The 19,590-nt window shown below is 62.6% G+C and carries 16 protein-coding genes; 13 read left to right on the forward strand and 3 right to left on the reverse strand.

The genetic code is table 11. The features are described 5' to 3' along the window. The 7 genes from pgeF to Ga0102493_RS00955 all read left to right on the forward strand — a co-directional run bounded on the left by pgeF (window position 1) and on the right by Ga0102493_RS00955 (window position 7,358). Window positions 1-753 (forward strand): peptidoglycan editing factor PgeF, encoded by a 753-nt coding sequence (gene pgeF / locus Ga0102493_RS00925; protein WP_034905780.1) that lies wholly within the window; start codon window positions 1-3, stop codon window positions 751-753. Window positions 754-1,076: 323 nt separating this feature from the next. Then, the gene (gene petA, locus Ga0102493_RS00930) at window positions 1,077-1,610 is read left to right on the forward strand and encodes a ubiquinol-cytochrome c reductase iron-sulfur subunit (RefSeq protein WP_034905956.1); all 534 of its coding nucleotides are present in this window, start codon (window positions 1,077-1,079) and stop codon (window positions 1,608-1,610) included. A 100-nt stretch (window positions 1,611-1,710) separates the two neighbouring features. Further along, the gene (locus tag Ga0102493_RS00935; RefSeq protein WP_034905778.1) at window positions 1,711-3,081 is read left to right on the forward strand and encodes a cytochrome b; all 1,371 of its coding nucleotides are present in this window, start codon (window positions 1,711-1,713) and stop codon (window positions 3,079-3,081) included. Window positions 3,082-3,146: 65 nt separating this feature from the next. After that, on the forward strand, window positions 3,147-3,992 hold the full coding sequence (locus Ga0102493_RS00940; protein ID WP_034905777.1) for a cytochrome c1: 846 nt from the start codon (window positions 3,147-3,149) through the stop codon (window positions 3,990-3,992). A 120-nt stretch (window positions 3,993-4,112) separates the two neighbouring features. After that, window positions 4,113-4,679, forward strand: a complete 567-nt coding sequence (locus Ga0102493_RS00945) for an adenine phosphoribosyltransferase (RefSeq protein WP_169739061.1) — start codon at window positions 4,113-4,115, stop codon at window positions 4,677-4,679. A gap of 87 nt (window positions 4,680-4,766) precedes the next feature. Further along, window positions 4,767-6,698 carry a cation:proton antiporter gene (locus Ga0102493_RS00950; RefSeq protein ID WP_034905776.1) on the forward strand — a complete coding sequence of 644 codons (1,932 nt, stop codon included), beginning with the start codon at window positions 4,767-4,769 and terminating at the stop codon, window positions 6,696-6,698. A 39-nt stretch (window positions 6,699-6,737) separates the two neighbouring features. Beyond that, window positions 6,738-7,358 carry an OmpA family protein gene (locus Ga0102493_RS00955; protein WP_051698341.1) on the forward strand — a complete coding sequence of 207 codons (621 nt, stop codon included), beginning with the start codon at window positions 6,738-6,740 and terminating at the stop codon, window positions 7,356-7,358. Here the strand turns inward: Ga0102493_RS00955 and Ga0102493_RS00960 are convergent. The 3 genes from Ga0102493_RS00960 to cysD are packed head-to-tail and all read right to left on the reverse strand — an operon-like array spanning window position 7,355 to window position 10,933. Further along, window positions 7,355-8,092, reverse strand: coding sequence for a 3'(2'),5'-bisphosphate nucleotidase CysQ (locus Ga0102493_RS00960; RefSeq protein WP_034905775.1), 738 nt, complete (start codon window positions 8,090-8,092; stop codon window positions 7,355-7,357). The genes Ga0102493_RS00955 and Ga0102493_RS00960 overlap by 4 nt on opposite strands. 19 nt (window positions 8,093-8,111) lie before the next feature. Beyond that, complete coding sequence (gene cysN / locus Ga0102493_RS00965; RefSeq protein ID WP_034905773.1) at window positions 8,112-10,028, reverse strand: sulfate adenylyltransferase subunit CysN; 1,917 nt, start codon at window positions 10,026-10,028, stop codon at window positions 8,112-8,114. Next, window positions 10,028-10,933: a sulfate adenylyltransferase subunit CysD gene (cysD, locus tag Ga0102493_RS00970; RefSeq protein WP_034905771.1), complete on the reverse strand. Its 906-nt coding sequence runs from the start codon at window positions 10,931-10,933 to the stop codon at window positions 10,028-10,030. Before cysD ends, cysN begins: the two co-directional genes overlap by 1 nt. A 626-nt stretch (window positions 10,934-11,559) precedes the next feature. Here cysD and Ga0102493_RS00975 point away from each other — a divergent pair. The 6 genes from Ga0102493_RS00975 (at window position 11,560) to Ga0102493_RS00995 (ending at window position 19,453) form a co-directional block, all read left to right on the forward strand. Beyond that, on the forward strand, window positions 11,560-12,111 hold the full coding sequence (locus Ga0102493_RS00975; RefSeq protein WP_034905769.1) for a hypothetical protein: 552 nt from the start codon (window positions 11,560-11,562) through the stop codon (window positions 12,109-12,111). A gap of 85 nt (window positions 12,112-12,196) precedes the next feature. Continuing rightward, window positions 12,197-12,904, forward strand: coding sequence for a fimbrial biogenesis chaperone (locus Ga0102493_RS00980; RefSeq protein WP_161490019.1), 708 nt, complete (start codon window positions 12,197-12,199; stop codon window positions 12,902-12,904). 106 nt (window positions 12,905-13,010) lie between these two features. Beyond that, window positions 13,011-17,726 carry a fimbria/pilus outer membrane usher protein gene (locus Ga0102493_RS00985; protein WP_150132381.1) on the forward strand — a complete coding sequence of 1,572 codons (4,716 nt, stop codon included), beginning with the start codon at window positions 13,011-13,013 and terminating at the stop codon, window positions 17,724-17,726. Then, on the forward strand, window positions 17,723-18,565 hold the full coding sequence (locus Ga0102493_RS00990) for a hypothetical protein (RefSeq protein ID WP_034905711.1): 843 nt from the start codon (window positions 17,723-17,725) through the stop codon (window positions 18,563-18,565). The genes Ga0102493_RS00985 and Ga0102493_RS00990 overlap by 4 nt, the downstream gene beginning before the upstream one ends. Window positions 18,566-18,668: 103 nt before the next feature. After that, window positions 18,669-18,980, forward strand: a complete 312-nt coding sequence (locus tag Ga0102493_RS16300) for a hypothetical protein (protein WP_206743729.1) — start codon at window positions 18,669-18,671, stop codon at window positions 18,978-18,980. A gap of 221 nt (window positions 18,981-19,201) precedes the next feature. Further along, entirely contained in the window at window positions 19,202-19,453 is a 252-nt protein-coding gene (locus Ga0102493_RS00995; RefSeq protein WP_034905709.1) for a helix-turn-helix domain-containing protein, read from the forward strand. The last annotated feature ends 137 nt before the right edge of the window (window positions 19,454-19,590 follow it).

Here is a 19,590-nt window from a genome sequence, read left to right on the forward strand (position 1 = left end):
GTGCCGCCGTTCGCTATCGAGCGGGCCGAAGCGCTTGAAGGCGTGCCGCATGGCTTTTTCGGCAGCGCGGGCGGAGCGCACCAGTTCGGTTATGGCGGTCCGGGCGCAGCGGCAGATATCGCCGCGCTGAGGGCGGGAGCCGCGTGGGAGATCCGTCCGGGCGCGGTCCTCGTCGCGCCGCACCAGGTCCATTCGCCCGACGTGGTGACCGCGACCGATCCCTGGGACGACGACGCGGAAGGCCGCCCTGTCGCCGATGCCGTGGTCACCGACCGGCCGGGCCTTGCGCTCGGCATCGTCACCGCCGATTGCGCGCCGATCCTGTTCGCCGACCGTGCGGCGGGCGTGATCGGCGCGGCCCATGCCGGCTGGCGCGGCGCGCAGGGCGGGGTGATCGCGAACACGCTCGCGGCGATGCGGGCGCTCGGCGCAAGCCCTGAAAACATCGCGGCGGCGATCGGGCCGACCATCGCGCAGGAAAGCTACGAGGTCGATGCGGCCTTTCGCGCCCATTTCACCCCGGCCGACGAACCGCATTTCGCCCCCGCCCCGATGCGCGAGGGCAAGGCGCGCTGGCATTTCGACCTGCCCGGCTACGTCGCCGCGCAACTCGTGCAATCGGGCGTGCGAAAAATAAATTATGTTGGGGGGGATACATTCTTACATGGACAACGTTACCACTCCTACAGAAGAGCGTCTTCTCGCGGAGAGCCGGGGTATGGGAGGCAGATCAGCCTCATCGCCGTGGCCTGACGAAAATCCGTTTGCGGGTTTGCGCGTATCCGAACAGGGAATGCTCAAAACACTGTTGGATTCGTCGTTCTTTGTGGGTAAGGGCGCGGTTCCGTCTATCTTGGAGCACGGTATGTCGTGCTCGCCCAGGCGGGACCGGGAGACATCTTGAGAGCAGATCGGCAGCCCGCCGTGGGCGAAGCCGGCAGGACAAGTTTCAAGGACCAAGCCGCGCCGGGTCGCCCCGCTGCGGCTAGGCGGGCACGACAAAGCTAAAGGCAAGGTAGGACACGATGGCCAATTCTGGTGCTGACATGGGTGGGACCGCAACGGCGGATCCGAACATGCTGGATGAGGAAGGCGTTCGCCGCCGCGACTGGATCCACATCGCCGCGCTGAGCGCGGGCGGGGTCGCCGCGATCGGCGCGATCTATCCGCTGGTGAGCCAGATGGCTCCGTCGGCAGACGTGCTCGCCGCGTCGACCACGGATGTCGATCTCGCCAGCCTCGAGCCGGGCATGGCGATCAAGGACAGCTTCCGTTCGCAGCCGCTTTTCGTTCGCCGCCTGACGCCCGAGGAAATCGCCGAGGCCGAGGCCGTCGACGTATCGGGCCTGCGCGATCCGCAGTCGCTGGCCGAGCGCACCAAGGAGGGCAGGGCCGAATATCTCGTCACCCTGGGCGTGTGCACCCATCTCGGCTGCGTGCCGCTGGGCGCCGCTTCGGGCGAGGAAAAGGGCGAGTTCGGGGGCTATTTCTGCCCCTGCCACGGTTCACACTACGACACCGCCGGGCGCATCCGCAAAGGCCCCGCGCCGACCAATCTCGTCGTGCCGGAATACGAATTCACCTCCGACACCACCATCCGCGTCGGCTGATCCTTCGTAACTTAACCTGCGGCCGCGTCCTTTTCGGATCACGCCGCCAAGCAACGATAATCGACCCGACCAGCAACGCAGTAACATCGAAGAGAACGCCATGAGCTTCGCCTGGGCAAAACAGTACGAACCGAAATCCGCTTTCACAAAGTGGATCGACGAGAAATTGCCGGTGCCGCGGTTGGTCTACAACGCGGTCGGCGCGGGCTATCCCGTGCCGCGCAATCTCAACTACATGTGGAACTTTGGCGTGCTGGCGGGCTTCTGCCTCATGCTGCAGATCATCACCGGCGTCGTGCTCGCGATGCAGTACGAATCCGACACCGGCGTCGCGTTCGCATCGGTCGAGCACATCATGCGCAACGTGAACTGGGGCTGGGCGCTGCGCTACGGCCATGCCAACGGCGCCAGCTTCTTCTTCATCGTCATCTACCTGCACATCTTCCGCGGCCTGTATTATTCGTCGTACAAGGCCCCGCGCGAGATGATCTGGCTGCTCGGCGTCGTGATCTTCCTCCTCATGATGGCGACCGCTTTCATGGGCTACGTGCTTCCCTGGGGTCAGATGAGCTTCTGGGGCGCAAAAGTGATCACCGGCCTGTTCGGTGCGATCCCGCTGATCGGCGAACCGCTGCAGATCTGGCTGGTGGGCGGCTATGCGCCGAATGACGCGACGCTCAGCCGCTTCTTCTCGCTCCACTTCCTGCTGCCCTTCGTGATCGCGGGCGTCGTGATCCTCCACATTTGGGCGCTGCACATTCCGGGTTCCTCGAACCCGACCGGCGTCGAGGTGAAGCAGGAAAGCGACACCGTTCCGTTCCACCCATACTATACGGCCAAGGACGGCTTCGGGCTGGGCGTGTTCCTCATCATCTACGCCGCCTTCGTGTTCTTCCTGCCGAACGTGCTGGGCCACCCGGATAATTACATCGAGGCGAACCCGCTCTCGACCCCGGCGCACATCGTTCCGGAATGGTACTTCCTGCCGTTCTACGCGATCCTGCGCGCCTTCACCGGGGACCTCGCGCTCTTCGGCATCACGCTGGTTCCGGCCAAGCTGCTGGGCGTGATCGCGATGTTCAGTTCGATCCTGGTGTGGTTCTTCCTGCCCTGGCTCGACAAGAGCCCGGTGCGCTCGGGCCACTATCGCCCGCTGTTCAAGAAGTTCTTCTGGTTCGGCCTCGTGCCCTGCATGATCCTGCTGACGATCTGCGGCGGTTCGCCGGCCGAGGAACCGTGGGTCATCCTGAGCCAGATCGGCACCGCCTATTACTTCCTGCACTTCCTCGTTATCCTTCCGATCGTGAGCCAGATCGAAGTGCCCAAGCCGCTGCCGTTCTCGATCACCGAGGCGGTGCTCGGCTCGGACGACAAGCCGGGAAGCACGCAGGGCGGCGGGGACAAACCTGGCAAGGTCGTCAAGCCCCTCCCCGGCAGCGACCCCGACGGTTCGCTGGCGCCCGCAGAATGAGGTGAGGGGGCCTAGTGCCCCCCACCCTTCCTTCACTCGACCCGATAACGAGAAAGAGTTCGGTCATGACCATCCGCCTCGCAGGCATCATCGTCGGCCTGGTGATCACGGGCATCCTCGTCCTGTGGTCGCTGCTGCCCGGTGTCATCAACTATTCCGCGCCGGAAAAGCCGGATTACTACGCGTTCAAGGAAGAGCTGATCCAGCCCGCCGGCGGGTTCTCCTTCGAAGGCCCGCTCGGCAAGTGGGACACGGCCCAGCTCCAGCGCGGCTATTCGGTCTACAAGCAGGTCTGTTCGAGCTGCCACTCGCTGCAATATGTCGCCTTCCGCAACCTCCAGGAAATCGGCTTTTCCGAAGAGGAAGTCCGCGCCGAGGCGGCGAGCTGGCAGGTCCCCGGCATCGATCCGAACACGGGCGAGGACATCATGCGCCCGGCCGATCCGACCGACCATTTCCCGATGCCCTATCCCAACGAGACCGCGGCGCGGCTGGCCAACAACAACGCCTATCCGCCCGACCTCTCGTTGATCACCAAGGCGCGGCCGGACGGCGTCCATTACGTCTATTCGCTCAATCTCGGCTACAAGGAGCCCGATCCCGAACTCCTAGAAAAGACTGGCTTCGAGACGCCGACTGGACTCTATTTCAACGTCTACTTCCCGAACGTGAACCTCGCCATGCCGCAGCAGATCTATGACGGGCTGGTGACCTATCCCGACGGGACCGAACCGACCGCCGAGCAGATCTCGGCCGACGTGACGGCGTTTCTCGCCTGGACGGCGGAACCCAAGATGATCCAGCGCAAGCAGACCGGCTGGGTCGTGATCGGCTTCCTCCTGTTCATGACGGCGCTGGCCTTCCTGTCCTACAAGCAGGTCTGGGCCGGGATGAAGCCGAAGAATAAGTAACGCCCGGGCGCGATCGCGCGCGACTTAAGTCAGATGGCGCCCCATCGTCCCTTGCGGATGGTGGGGCGCCATGCTTTCTAGGGCACCGTATGAGGGGCGCATGACGGGGGTGACGGCACAATGGCGGAGACGATGACCATAGAGGGACGGCTCTCGCCCGACGAGATCAAGGCGCTGGTGCGCACCGTGCCGGATTTTCCGGTGCCCGGCATCCAGTTTCGCGACATCACCACGGTCATCGGCCACCCGCGCGCGCTCGCCTCGAGCGTCCACCACCTCGCCGACATGGCGAGGGAAGGCGGCGCCGAGGACATCGCGGGGATGGAAGCGCGCGGCTTCATCTTCGGGGCGGCCGTCTCGATCGCGCTCGGCACCGGCTTCATCCCGGTGCGCAAGCCCGGCAAGCTGCCGGTCGAGGTGATCGGGGTCGAATACGATCTCGAATACGGCAAGGACCGGCTCGAAATGGACCCGGGCGCGATCCGGCCGGGGCAGAAGGTCTCGATCGTCGACGATCTCATCGCCACCGGCGGCACGGCGCTCGCCGCGATCGAATTGCTGCGCCGCGCCGGCGCGGTGGTCGAACAGGCGCTGTTCGTAATCGACCTGCCCGATCTCGGCGGCGCGCGGCGCCTGCGCGAGGCGGGCGTCGACGTGCGCACGCTGATGGAATTCGAAGGCGAATAGAAGCTCCGGCGGCAGCCGCCGGCCGGACATGATCGGAACGCCCGCGCAGGCGAGGCATTGATCCAGCGGGAGGACCCCGAGCCAGGCATGGAATCGCAAGCACTCGTCATCGCCGCGATCGGCGTCCTCGGTATCGGGGCGCAGTGGCTCGCCTGGCGCACGGGCTGGCCGGCCATCGTGCTGATGCTGGCGGCAGGCTTCCTCGCGGGGCCGGTCGCGGGCGAATTCGGATATCGCCTGATCGATCCCGAAGGCGCTTTCGGAGACCTCCTCGATCCCGCCATCGGCATCGGCGTCGCGCTGATCCTGTTCGAGGGCGGGCTCAGCCTCGACCTCAGGGAATTGCGGGATTCGGGCAGCGCGGTCTGGCGGCTCGCCACTGTCGGCGTCGCCGTGGGCTGGGCGCTCGGCGCCGTCGCGGCGAGCGAGATCGCCGGGCTCGCCTGGCCGGTCGCGGTGCTGTTCGGGGGCATCCTGATCGTCACCGGTCCGACCGTCGTCATACCGCTGCTGCGGCAGGCGAACATCCAGACGCGGCCTAGCAACATCCTCAAGTGGGAAGGCATCGTCAACGACCCCACCGGGGCGCTGTGCGCCGTCATCGCCTATGAATATTTCCGCCGCATCAACGAATTTCCGGACGCGACGCTGGTCGACGTGGTCCCGCCGCTGATCATCGCCGCGATCCTCGCCGGCCTCATCGGCTATGCCGCCGCGCGCGCGGTCGCCTTCGTCTTTCCGCGCGGGGGCATTCCCGAATATCTCAAGGTCCCGGTCCTGTTCTCGACCGTGATCGGGGTATTCGTGCTCACCAACCAGATCGAACACGAAGCCGGCCTCGTCGCCGTAACCGTGATGGGCGTCACGCTCGCCAACACCGATTTCACTTCGCTGAGATCGATCCACCCCTTCAAGGAAAATGTGGCGGTCCTGCTGGTATCGGGCATCTTCATCCTGCTTTCGGCCAGCCTGACGCCGTCCGACCTCGCCTATCTCGACCCGCGCGAACCCGTCGGCCAGCGCTTCGCGCTGTTCGTGCTGGTCCTGCTGTTCTTGGTGCGGCCGTTGACCGTTCTCATCAGCCTGCTCGGTTCGCGCGTTCCGTGGAACGAGCGCCTGTTCGTCGCCTGGATCGCCCCGCGCGGCATCGTGCTGGTGGCGATCTCGGGCCTGTTCGCGCTGCGGCTCGCCGATCTGGGCTATGGCGATGGCCAGGTGCTGACCGCACTCAGTTTCGCGGTCGTCTTCGCGACCGTCGTCGCGCATGGCTTCACCGTCGATATCGTCGCCCGCTGGCTGGGCGTGAAGGGCACGTCGCGGCCCGGCCTGCTGATCGTCGGGTCGACCCCGTGGACGATCGCGCTCGCCAAGGAGATGCAGGCGCTCAAGACCCCGATCATGATCGTCGACGCGAGCTGGCAGAGGCTCGGCGCGGCGCGGCGCGAGGGGCTGCCGTTCTATCACGGCGAAATCCTGAACGAGGCGACCGAACACAATCTCGACCTGTCACCCTATCAGGTGCTGGTCGCAGCGACCGATAACGAGGCCTACAACGCGCTCGTCTGCAATGAATTCGCCCACGAGATCGGGCGTGACAGCGTCTATCAGCTGGGCGAGAGCCGGGACGAGAACGACCGCCATTCGCTGCCCGAATCGATCCGCGGGCGCGCCCTGTTCGAAAGCGGTTTCGGCGTCGCCGACGTGAACGAACGCCAGCAGCAGGGTTGGGTCTTCCGCAAGACCAAGCTCAGCGACGCCTTCGCCTTCGAGGATGCGCAGCAGAAGCTGCCCGACAGCGCCAACATGCTGCTGCTCGTGCGGGGCGGGGGGACGCTGCGTTTCTTCACCCATGCCGCGCGGCCCGAACCACGCGCCGGGGACGTGATCATCTCCTTCTCGCCGCCGCAATTGAAGACCCCGGAAGGGAAAGCGGCGAAGCGCGCGGCGAAGGAGGCCGGACGTCAGAAATCCGAGGACAACGCCACAAGGAAACCCGGGGGCAAGCCCCAGCCCGGCTAAGCGCCGCGCCCCGATCAAGCAGACGGAAATGAGGAGCAGATGACAATTTCGAAATACCTGGCCCCGCTGGCACTGGCCCTCGGCCTCGCCGCGTGCCAGGCCCAGAACGACGAATCCGAAGACTCGCAATCCGGTCCGGCGGCCGAAGAGCCGACGCCGACCGGTCAACCCGAAGGCGGGGATGACCCGGCTCCGGTCTCGATCCTGCGCCCCGATATCGCGCCGCCCGAATTGCCGGAAGTGCCGCTTGAACCGCTTGAGGTGACGATCGGCTTTCCCGAAGCCTCGATGGAACTGGACGAACAGGCGGTTTCAAAGCTCGAAGGCGTGCTCGAATCCGAACAGCTCGCCTCCGGCGCGACGATCGTGCTGCGCTCGCACACCGATTCCGAAGGCAGCGACAAGGGCAATATGCGCGCCTCGGAAAAGCGCGGCGGGCTGGTCAGGGACTGGCTGGTCGAACGCGGGATAGAACCCGGGCGGATCAGGGTCATCGCTTTCGGCGAGCAGAACCCGGTCGCGCCCAATGCCCTGCCCGACGGTTCGCCCAATTCGAAGGGGCGTGCGCTCAACCGCAGGGTGGAGATCGCGGTCGTCCCCGTGCCCGAGGAAACCGTGCCCGAAACGCCCTCGGAAGCGAGCGCAGAGGCGGAAGGCTAGCGCAGCGCAGCCACGCGGCGCAGGACCTCGTCCGCCAGTTCGGCGCGGCAGATGAGCAGGTCGGGAAGATAGGTGTCCGCGTTGTTGTAGCGGATCGGCGAACCGTCGATGCGCGAACAATGCAGGCCGTGCGCGGCCGCCACTGCGACGGGCGCGCAGCTGTCCCATTCATATTGCCCGCCCGAATGGAGGTAGATTTCCGCATCGCCGCGCACCACCGCCATCGCCTTGGCTCCGGCGCTGCCCATCGGGACGAGTTCCCCGCCCATCCCGGCGCACACCTCCTCCGCCTCGCGCGCGGGGCGGCTGCGGCTGACGAGGAAGCGCGGGCGCGCGGCGACCGGGCCAAGCGGGGTGGGACGGTCGGAACGAAGGACCGTGCCGCTGCCAAGCCCCGGTAGCGCCACTGCGCCGACCTTCGCCTCGCCGCCGATGGAAAGCCCGACATGCACCGCCCAGTCAGAGCGCTGTTCGCCGTATTCGCGCGTCCCGTCGACCGGATCGACGATCCAGACGCGCTCCTTGTCCAGCCTTTCGGTGCTGTCCTTTTCCTCTTCGGAAAGAAGCCCGTCATCGCCCCGCGCGGCGCGGATCGCGTGGCACAGGAATTCATTGGCGGTCGCATCGCCCGCGCTGCCCAGCGCTTTTCCCTCGAACATCGCGCTCGCGCGGACTTCGATCAGGATGCGCCCCGCGACCTCGGCGAGATGCGCCGCCAGTTCTGCGTCGGTCATGATGCCCCTCTTGCGCCGCTCACTTCAGCGGCAGGATCGCGTCGATGATGTGCTGCGCTGCCTCGCCGGGCGTCATCTCGACCGTGTTGACGGTGATCTCCGGATTTTCCGGCGGTTCATAGGGGCTGTCGATCCCGGTGAAGTTCTTGAGCTGGCCAGAACGCGCCTTGGCATAAAGGCCCTTCACGTCGCGCTGTTCGGCGACTTCGAGCGGGGTGTCGACAAAGATCTCGATGAATTCGCCTTCCGCCAGCATGTCGCGCACCATGCGCCGTTCGGCCCGGAAGGGGCTGATGAAGGCGGTGAGGACGATAAGGCCGGCATCCGCCATCAGTTTGGCGACCTCGCCGACCCGGCGGATATTCTCGATCCGGTCGTTCTCGGTGAAGCCGAGATCGCGGTTGAGGCCGTGGCGGACATTGTCCCCGTCGAGCAGGAAGGTGTGCCGGTTCATCACCGCGAGGCGCTTTTCCACCTCGTTGGCGATGGTCGACTTGCCCGAGCCCGACAGGCCGGTGAACCACAGCACGCGCGGCACCTGGTTCTTGAGCGCCGCATGGTCCTCGCGCGTCACGGTGGTCGGCTGCCAGTGCACGTTCTGGGCGCGGCGCAGCGAATACTGGATCATCCCTGCGCCCACCGTTGCATTGGTGAACTTGTCGATCAGGATGAAGCCGCCCAGCTGCCGGCTGCTTTCATAGGCTTCGAACGTGATCGGCCGGTCGGTCGCGAAATCCGCGACCCCGATGGAATTGAGCTCGAGCGTCTTGGCTGCCAGGCGATCGAGCGTGTTCACGTCGATCTCGTATTCGGGCTCCTGCACATTGGCGGTGACCGTCTGAGTGCCGAGCTTGAGCCAATAGCCGCGTCCGGGTTTAAGCGCCTGTTCCGAAAGCCACACGAAGGTCGCGCGGAACTGGTCGGAGGCCTCCGGAGGATCGCCAGCCGCCGCGATAACATCGCCGCGGCTGCAATCGACCTCGTCTTCGAGCGTGATCGTGACCGACTGGCCCGACACCGCCGCATCGAGATCGCCGTCGAATGTTGCAATCGACTTGACCTTGCTGGTCTTACCCGCGGGCACGATCCGCACCGGATCGCCGGGGCGCACCGTTCCGCTCGCGATCAGGCCCGAAAAGCCGCGAAAGTCGAGATTGGGGCGGTTGACCCACTGCACCGCCATTCGGAACGGGCGCTCCTGTGCGGCGGTGGCGGCGACCTCGACGCTCTCGAGATGCTCGATCAGCGACGGCCCGCCATACCAGCCGGTATTCTCGGACGGTGCCCTGGTGATGTTGTCGCCCTTGAAGCCCGAGATCGGGATCGCGCTGAACTCCTCGATTCCCACTTCCTTGGCGAAGGCGCGGTAATCGGCGACGATGTGTTCGAAGGTGGAATGGTCGTAATCGACGAGGTCCATCTTGTTCACCGCCAGCACGATGTGGCGGATGCCGAGCAGGTGGACGAGATAGGAATGGCGCCGCGTCTGCTGCAGGACGCCCTTGCGCGCATCCACCAGGATCACCGCGCAATCGGCGGTGGAGGCGCCGGTAACCATGTTGCGGGTGTATTGTTCGTGCCCGGGCGTGTCGGCGACGATGAACTTGCGTTTCTCGGTCGCGAAGAAGCGATAGGCGACATCGATCGTGATGCCCTGTTCGCGCTCCGCCGAAAGCCCGTCGACCAGCAGGGCGAAGTCGATCTCCTGCCCCTGCGTCCCGTGGCGCCTGCTGTCGGCCTCCAGCGCGGCGAGCTGGTCCTCGAAGATCATCTTCGAATCGTAGAGCAGCCGCCCGATCAGCGTCGATTTGCCGTCATCCACGCTGCCGCAGGTGATGAAGCGCAGCAGCCCCTTGTGCTGGTGCTGGTGGAGATAGGCGTCGATATCCTCGGCGATGAGAGCGTCGGCGACGAAACCGGATGCGGGACCTTCCATCAGAAATACCCCTCCTGCTTCTTGTCTTCCATCGAGGCCGACTGGCCCTTGTCGATCGCGCGCCCCTGCCTTTCCGAACCGGTCGCAAGCAGCATTTCCTGGATGATCGCGTTCATGTCCGTCGCCTCGCTTTCCGTCGCGCCGGTCAGCGGATAGCAGCCCAGGGTGCGGAAACGGACCGAGCGCTCGATCACTTCCTCGCCGTCCTCGAAACGGAAGCGGTCATCGTCGACCATGAGGATCAGCCCGTCGCGCGTCACCGTCGGGCGCTTCTTCGACAAATAGAGCGGGACGATGTCGATCTTCTCGAGCGCGATGTACTGCCAGACGTCGAGCTCGGTCCAGTTCGAGATCGGGAAGACGCGGATGCTCTCGCCCTTGTTTTTTTTCGCGTTGTAGAGGTTCCACAGCTCGGGCCGCTGGTTCTTGGGGTCCCACCGGTGCGCGGCGTTGCGGAACGAGAACACGCGCTCCTTCGCCCGCGCCTTTTCCTCGTCGCGTCGCCCGCCGCCGAAGGCCGCGTCGAAGCCGTGCTCGCTCAAGGCGCGCTTTAGTGGCTCGGTCAACTGGGCCTGCGAATAGAGCGCGCTGCCGGTGTCGAAGGGATTGATGCCCTGTGCCTCCGCTTCTTCGTTCTGCGCGACGATCAGTTCCAGCCCATATTCGCGCACGGTCCGGTCACGGTGGTCGAGAAGATCGCTGAAATCCCAACCGCTCGCCACGTGCAGCATCGGGAAGGGCGGCGGGGAAGGGTGAAAGGCCTTGCGCGCGAGATGCAGCATGACCGAGCTGTCCTTGCCCACCGAATAGAGCATGACCGGGTTTTCCGCCTCGGCCACGACTTCGCGGAAGATATGGATGCTCTCGGCCTCGAGCCGCTGAAGATGGGTAAGCGTCGTCGTCATGGCGGCCTGACCTAGGCGAAGACGCAAGGGCCGCAAGCAAGTTTTGCAAGCGCGCGGTCAAGCGAGGCTATAAGGGGGTGGCCGACCGGGTGACGGAGATGGAAAGGGTAAGGGAACCCCACCCTCATTCCCGTGCCTCTGAGAACCCCAGAAAACCGTGGTTTTTTGGTTGGATGGGAGGCCTCCATTCGGCTGTGTGAGAAGGTCAAGGACTAGTTTTGGGCACCGGCCCGATCTCATTAATCCTTCAAGCCTGCGCCGCCGCGATATCGGGGGGGCAAGCTTCTCGCGAGTTGCGGCATACGCGAAAGCAGGCCCTGCATTCAGTTTCGTTTTTCGGACACTATCTGACTTGGTCATGAGAACGGGTCCGACCCGCGTTATCCGACCATCGACATCTCGGTTAGGCGCCTGGGCGGGTCAACCAATCGGCTGAAATCCTCCCAATTCGGGACGGGCGATATGGATTCCGAATGCGTACACTTGCGCCGAGGTTAATGACAAGTTAGCAAAGCTTTCCGACTGGTTAAGGGCGAGACGGCCCCTAACGGTTGCGGCCTGGAACGTCTTGCCCGGAGCAAGAGATCCGGTGTCCGGCGTAGTTAATTTTGGACAAGAGGGAATCTATGATGAAAAAATTGCTTGTTGTTAGCGCGGCCATCGCCGCTACCGCTACTCCGGCGGCCGCCCAGACCCTGACCTACGAACTTGAAGCCGAAGTCGCTGTGAAATGCGGTGTTTACAAGTTCGACGGCCCTTCCGTTCCGGTGAATTTCGCCGATTTGTCCACCACCCCTTCTGACACCTTCATCACTGAGAGCGCCGGCTCGGCTACCTATCGCTGCAACGCTCCGGGCGGTTTCACCCGCACGATCTCGTCAGCCAATGGTGGCGTGATGATCCGCACCGGATCTTCGGGCGGTGCAGGCAACTCCATCCCCTTTGAAATGAGCCATGGCGGCGGTAGCGGTTTGGGCACCGGCGGTTTCGTTCCGCTGACCTCCAACGTCATCAGCAACCTTGGCGGTTCCACCGCATTCCTCAACGGCCAGACGGGTGGCGTGAACTTCCGCGTAGCTGGTGTGGCTGCGGCTCCGGGTGGGAACGAAGCGCCGGGCACGACCGTATTCGCCGGGGACTACACCGATATTGTGACCATTTCGGTCGTGGCGAACTGAGCTTACCATGATCTAAGTGTGGGAAGCGGGCGCCGTTCCGGTTGCCCGCTTCCTGATTCTCGGGGGGAGTGCATTGATGTCTTGTGTGATCAAGCGCCTTCTGGCCGCGCTCTTTGCTGTTGCCGTGCTGGTCGGAACAGAGCCATCGGCATATGCGTATGAAGTTGCGCCGATGCGGGTTGCGCTGGTGCCTGCCGAGGGCCGGACCAATTCGACAATAACGGTTAACAACATTCGTGATGCGGAGCTCCCCGTTGAAATCTTCGTCAAACGCCGTGTTATCGCGGAGGACGGAACGCAGAGTTTTGAGCCAGCTGAGGACGACTTCATCGTTTTCCCTCCGCAGGTGGCGATACCAGCGGGCCAGTCGCAAGCCTTCCGCTTCGAATATATCGGCCCGCCGCCGACAGATGCCGCCCTCGGATACGTCATCGAGGTGGCCGAGGTTCCGGTGGTGCCACCCGGCTTCAGTGGTGTTCAGTTCGCCTATAATTTCGGTGTGGCCGTGTATGTCGAGCCGCCACGCGCCTTCGTCAAGCTTGCCACCGAGGCCCGTATTGAGAACGGCCAACTTCTGCTGGATGTAACCAACAGCGGGAGCAAGTATGCTTTATTGAGTAATATGGAGCTGGTGCTGGTGGTGGACGGCAACCGGCAGGTCTATGATCCGGCCATGCTGGCCGAATTGATCCAGAACGGACTTGTTGCTCCAGGTGGGCGGATTTCTTTTGCTATGATGGTGGAAGGCGTGCCGGCCTCCGGCTCCGTTCAGGCCGAATTCCGGCAGCCTTAGGGTCTAGTTGGCCTGCTCGTGAGAGGGGAGGGCAAGCCGTCGACGGTGATGCGCCACTGGCGCACTCACGGCGCCACTCCCCTTTAGCCGGCCTCTGGGGGCGTGGATGCGTGAAAGCTACGGAAAATCGGCCAGCGGCCTGAAGAATTCGGGCTATGAGCGCCGATGGTGGCCACTGAGCGAAGCCAGCAAGGTTGCGATAAGTCGATGCGTTCTCATCGGCATCCTTCCAGGCTGCGCTGTCTTCAGTGGAGCCATGGCGCTGCAGGAGTTGCTTGCGATCCTTGGGCCGGTGGAAAACGCAAGCGGCGTCCTGCAACCGCGCAAACGGGCGGCGGGCGATCGTATTGTGCCGGCACTGCCCGAACCTGCTCTTGTCGTTCCCGTCTCCGCGAGGCGTTCCGTTCAAATCGCACCTTCACCGGCAAAGCCTCTGCCGCCAACGGTGCGCGAAGAGCGGCTCGCCTTCCTCGCGATGCAGGCAGATCCTATGCCGATCGCACTCTTGCAGCCCCAGCCAGCCACACAGGCGACGGTTCCGGCGATAGATGTCTCAGTCACTACCCCTGCACCCGCGTTCGCGCTCGAGGCTACAACACTGGCAGCCCGAGACGAGCCGGGTGGGGTGGTAAGCGATGGCGTGCTTTTCTCTCTAGATGCGCCGCTCACGCTCGGTGTTGAAACTGCACCGGGGGCGGTGGTGGCCAGCCTTGCGGAAGAGGTTGTGCCGATCTTACCGACGTTCGATGTCGCGAATGGGGCCTCTGAGCATGTGCAACTTTCGACGCCCCTGTCTTTGATCAATGTAGCATCCATCAGCCAAGATGCCGTCTCTGATCCAGTGCCTGGTTTGATCCCGTCTAGACCAGCTGCTTCGACAGCATCTGACGCCGCGGCGCGCATGGTGCATCTGCCAGCGCGCCAGGCTGACGAGCAGGAAAACAACGCCGACCGTGAGTGGCAGATGGCTTCGGCACTGCCGGCTGCCCCAAGCCTTTTGGTCAGCTTCTCCCGGTCCGACTCAGCATCGGCGCTGGGGGAATCAATCGCTGCTGAAGTGGTCCGCCCGGAGTCTCCGCTCGAACCGCTCTCGGTTTCGATTGCTCCCGCATTGAACATCGATTCGCGTCTGCCCATGCTGATCGATGAGCAGCTGGCCGGATTGCTTGACGTCCGCCAGACGCTCGACGGGCTATCTATACGTGTCGGATCGCTGGCCGACCTACTGAAGGACCGTTTCTCGGCGAGCGAGTGGGCGCGGTTTGAAAACGCAAATGCGCTCGACCTGTACCTCTCGCTTCCCCAGCTGCGTGAGACAGGCATCCCGATCGCTTACGATCCAGTTCGCGATGCGTTCGAGTTGGGCGAACCGGCGTCTACTGTGGCACCCGCGTTCGCGCTCGAGGCTACAACACTGGCAGCCCGAGACGAGCCGGGTGGGGTGGTAAGCGATGGCGTGCTTTTCTCTCTAGATGCGCCGCTCACGCTCGGTGTTGAAACTGCACCGGGGGCGGTGGTGGCCAGCCTTGCGGAAGAGGTTGTGCCGATCTTACCGACGTTCGATGTCGCGAATGGGGCCTCTGAGCATGTGCAACTTTCGACGCCCCTGTCTTTGATCAATGTAGCATCCATCAGCCAAGATGCCGTCTCTGATCCAGTGCCTGGTTTGATCCCGTCTAGACCAGCTGCTTCGACAGCATCTGACGCCGCGGCGCGCATGGTGCATCTGCCAGCGCGCCAGGCTGACGAGCAGGAAAACAACGCCGACCGTGAGTGGCAGATGGCTTCGGCACTGCCGGCTGCCCCAAGCCTTTTGGTCAGCTTCTCCCGGTCCGACTCAGCATCGGCGCTGGGGGAATCAATCGCTGCTGAAGTGGTCCGCCCGGAGTCTCCGCTCGAACCGCTCTCGGTTTCGATTGCTCCCGCATTGAACATCGATTCGCGTCTGCCCATGCTGATCGCTGAGCAGCTGGCCGGATTGCTTGACGTCCGCCAGACGCTCGACGGGCTATCTATACGTGTCGGATCGCTGGCCGACCTACTGAAGGACCGTTTCTCGGCGAGCGAGTGGGCGCGGTTTGAAAACGCAAATGCGCTCGACCTGTACCTCTCGCTTCCCCAGCTGCGTGAGACAGGCATCCCGATCGCTTACGATCCAGTTCGCGATGCGTTCGAGTTGGGCGAACCGGCGTCTACTGTGGCACCCGCGTTCGCGCTCGAGGTGCCGAGCCTAAATGCGAGTGTTGACGCGCTTCCGTCTCATTCGGCACCAGCTCTTGGTGAAGCAATCGCCGTCAGCGCCAGCACCGCCCAAGACCTAGGTGCACCGACAGTTCTCTCCCGAGAACAGTCGCACGCCGCCAGCGAGGTCGAGTTTGTTCCCAAACGCTTCCATGATGACGAAGTCCCTTTCGCGTCGTTCGTAGTAGACCAAGGCTCCCCGCAGCCCGTTGTCGCTTCCGGTTCGCCGCCGCAGCCCGACCTGTCACCCGCTGCCGAGCGCGCGGTGGTCATCAATGTTCCGCTGGCAACGGAAGGCGCGACGCTCGGAAACATCCGAGCCGAAATCAATTCGACCCACGTCCTGAAGGCGTCGGCGACCGACGTCGCCGAAGTGCTCGGCTCGCTCGTCGACGATATAACCCGCGACAGGTTGCTAGGGCTGGGACCGGATCTCGTGCCGGTCGATCGGCTGCGCGAAATCGGGCTCGACATTACCTTCGTGCCCTCGACGTTGAGCTTATCTGTTGACATCCCGCTCGCATCGCGAGGAACACAGGTTCTCTCGGGGAGTCGGCAAATCGACTTTTCCGGAATGCCGGCAGCCTTGCCTTCGAATTTTTCGGCCGGCGTCACCCTGTCCTCGTTCACCACCGGCGATATAGTGGCAATGGAACGGGTCAGCTCCAACCTTCTGGTCAACGGCTTCACGAATGTAGGGGGAATCGAAGGCGTCAATCTTCTGTTTGGTGGGCAATTCGATTTTACCGGAAACGAGAATTTCTTCATCCGCGACCGGATCATTGCCTTTAAGGACGATACGGACAACGTCCTACGCTATTCCGGTGGTGACATTCTGCCCCTACAATCGCGTTACGGAAGTGATTTCGATCTGCTTGGTATCGGCGTACAACGTTTCTATCAGGACCTGCAGCCCAATCGCAACGTGCGGCCTCTCGGAAGCCGCTCGTTTCTGCTCGAACGCCCAGCCTTGATCGAAATCTACGTTAACGGCGCGTTGCTCCGCACCTTCAGCGCTGGGCCCGGCCCGATCGACATTCGCGACATTCCGGTCTCAGACCTCAGTAACCAAGTCACCATCGTGATTGAGGACGCGCTTGGGCGGCGCGAAGTCGATAGCTTCACGCTGGGCAACGACGTCAACCTGTTGAGCGACGGGTTGAATGAGTTCTCCTTCGCGGTCGGGATGCTGCGCGACAACAGGGTGGTCGGGTTTTCCTATACTTCCGATCCAGTCGCGAGCCTGTTCTATCGGCAGGGCGTGACTGAATCGCTGACCTTGTCAGGAAGTGCGGTCATCACACAAGATTACCAGAACATCGGCTTTTCCGCGGCTTTCGCGGCCTTTCGCGGCGTCACCCAGATCGATATCGCGGCTAGCAACAGCAATGTCGGTGAAGGCGCCGTCGTGGCATTGAACTACCGCGGTACGCCTATCGATCTCGGGTTCGGCGGCGCGCAGACCAATCTTCGGGCCGAGTATCGCACGCCCCAATTCCAAACCCTCGCGAGCTTCGGTTTTCTCGAGGACATCGAGTTCGATCTAGCGGCGGACGTGCGCGCGAACATCTCGCCGACTTCGCAGGCGGTTTTTGGGGCGACCTATTTCTCCACGCACCGCACCGACGAGGAGAGATACGGGCTGTTTGGCGGTCTCCAGAAGCAACTCGGACGTTTCAATCTCGGCGTCAATCTCCGCTATTCCGAGTTCAATTCGCGGAGCGAGTTCGGCGCTCTCGTGACCGCTGCGGTGCAGCTTGGCCGGCGCTCCAACATCTTTGCGACGGTGGACACGGCGAGTCAGACAGCGCGTGTCGAGTATCGCCAGCTTCGCCCGTTGACCCTCCCTGAGGTCGAATATGGCGCGCGCGCCCAATATGGCCCCGACAGCTACGAGATCGGGGGCCGGTTCGGCTACGGCACGTCGCGTTTCGAGGCGCTTGTGGACATCCAGCAGGAATATGATCGCGCTGAGTCGGACTTCCGCAACCAGTCCTCCGTCCGGCTACAGACCGGGATCGGGTTCACCGATGGCACTTTTGGTATTGGACGTGATCCTTCGCGAGGCTTCATCATGGTCAAGAAGCACCCATCGCTCGAAGACGCGCAAGTTCGCGTTTCAACCGGCGCAGTCGGTCGCGATCTCGGCTTCGCCGACTCTCTCGGCCCGGCAGTCGTGCCGGTCTTCATTCCCTATCGCCCGCAGGAAATCCGGGTCTCCACCGAGAACGCTCCAGTGGGCTACAACATCGGCGCTGGCGAATATGTCGCGATGCCGGGTGCACGAACAGGGATTGCCGTCACCGTTGGGTCCGACGATTATCGCATCGCCACCGCGACCCTGACGGGTTTCGACAACAAGCGTGTTGGGCTCACCACCGGCCGTCTAATCGACCTCGAGAATGGCAAAACGCGCACCTTCTTTACCAATCGGACGGGACGGGCGGTATTCACGCAGCTTGCTCCTGGACGGTATCGGGCCGAAATCGACGGAACGGACTTGCAGTTCGAGTTCGAAGTGCGAGAAGATGATCCGGCCAACATTTCGCTGGGCAATATTGAGTTGAGGAGCGGCAAATGAGATGGCTTGTTATCATAGGGGCGGGCCTGCTGCCTGCCACGGCCTTGCAGGCAGGCCCTTGCGCGACCTACGAAGCCGACGCCGTCCAGATTGGTGAACGGACCTATGATCCGGCCGATCTCGGCTTCAAAGTGGTGACGATCCAGCTGGAACGAAACCCGGAGCAGCTCGACAATTCCTGCCAATCGGCGGAAATTGAAATCACGGAGCAGACCGGTTACTCTATAACCCTGCGCAACGGTTCAAATAAACTCGACACGCGCTTCGTCCGCTCGCCTCGGTTCGCCCAGCCAGCCGACAATCTTATCCGCCTGACAGGCAATGCGCGACGCGACCTGCTAAGAGACCGGGTGCTGCTGATCGACATGCTCGAAGCGCCTGCCGGACAATTCGTGCTTCCCGGCGAATATTCGGCGGACTTGTCGATGCGGGTTGGCAGTGGGCTGCCCGTCAGCTTCCGCGTTAGCTTGTTCGTTGCGCCCTCCGTCACGCTGCTGGACGGCGGTGCCACCCGCAACCTCTCGCTCGGCGAGGTGACAGACGGCGGCTTTATAAGCTCAGACTTCTTATATCGCACTAATTCGTCGCTGCTCGTCACGGCTTTTTCCGACAATCGGGGGGCGTTGCTGCATGAAAACGGCGAGGCTTTCGGGCGGATCCCCTACACTGCGCGGATCGACGGAAAGATCATAGATTTGACGGGACAATCTCCCGTCGTCTTGCCTTACGTAGACTCCCGGCAGCGCGCCGGCACACTTGCCGTCAATGTTGACCCGCAGCCAGCCGCTTTCGCCGGAACCTACCGGGATACGCTGACAATCACCTTCACTGCCAACTAGCGTTTAGTAACCTACGAGCGAAACCGAATTGCTCGAGAGGGTTTCGATATCCTTCTCAAAAACAATCTCGACCTCGCTGCGGCCGGGACGGAATTGGCGTAACATGACACTGCTTGCGCCATGGCTCGATGCGAAGTGGGCCGAATTTACCTTTGAGACGCGGTTGTCGCCAAGATCGCCGTCGAAGGATAGGTCGATGTTCTCGGCGTTACAACTCGTCGATACTCGTAGCACACGCGGGTTGTCTGTGCTGGCAGACAAAGATTCGATCGAGCAAATCACCGGCACCCGCACCCGTAGATCAAAATTAATTGCTGATGCCACAGATCCTAGGATCAACGCAGGAAGAGCAATAGAGGCTAGGGCGACCATGGTGCATATCCTTTCGCACCTGATCTGCCAGAGCAGCAATTAAGTCGACTGGAATGAATATGGTAAACGATCTTTTAGCCAATTTATCCTCATTGGCGCGCGGCGACTTTTCGAGGAGGCTCAGTGCGTACAGACTACACTCAAAGCTGCCTGAAAATGCGGCCCACTGCCGACACCCGAATTTTCGCCTGGTTGACAGACACGGCCATTTACATCGATCTCACGTTCCGAAAACCACGTAGTCCGTAATCATTGAGGGTTAGCATGACCATGTCGTTTGCAGAGCTCATCCCTCATGAGTTGCCGCTGATCAAGACAATGGCAACGTTGCGCCAGATTGAGGTTTTCCGCTCTGTGCCATTGCTTCTGTCGATATCCGGCTCGGCTCAAGATCTGGGAACAACAGCTGCCAGCATCAGCACGATCTTTCAGAGACTCGACAATCACTTTGACGTCCCAGTTTTCCAGGAACGCCGCCACAGAGTAAATCTACAGAAGAAGGCGTTGCGATCGTAGGCATCCTATCTGATCTCACTCCTGCGATCGAGCAGGCTGTTTCGCGTCTGAGTAACGCGCCTTACGCTGTAGGCAAGCCAAGGTTCGGTTCAGCGCTCCTTCCCGGCCCACCGGTTCACCGAACGAATATCGGGTGA

This window comes from Erythrobacter litoralis (assembly GCF_001719165.1).
GTDB lineage: Bacteria > Pseudomonadota > Alphaproteobacteria > Sphingomonadales > Sphingomonadaceae > Erythrobacter > Erythrobacter litoralis.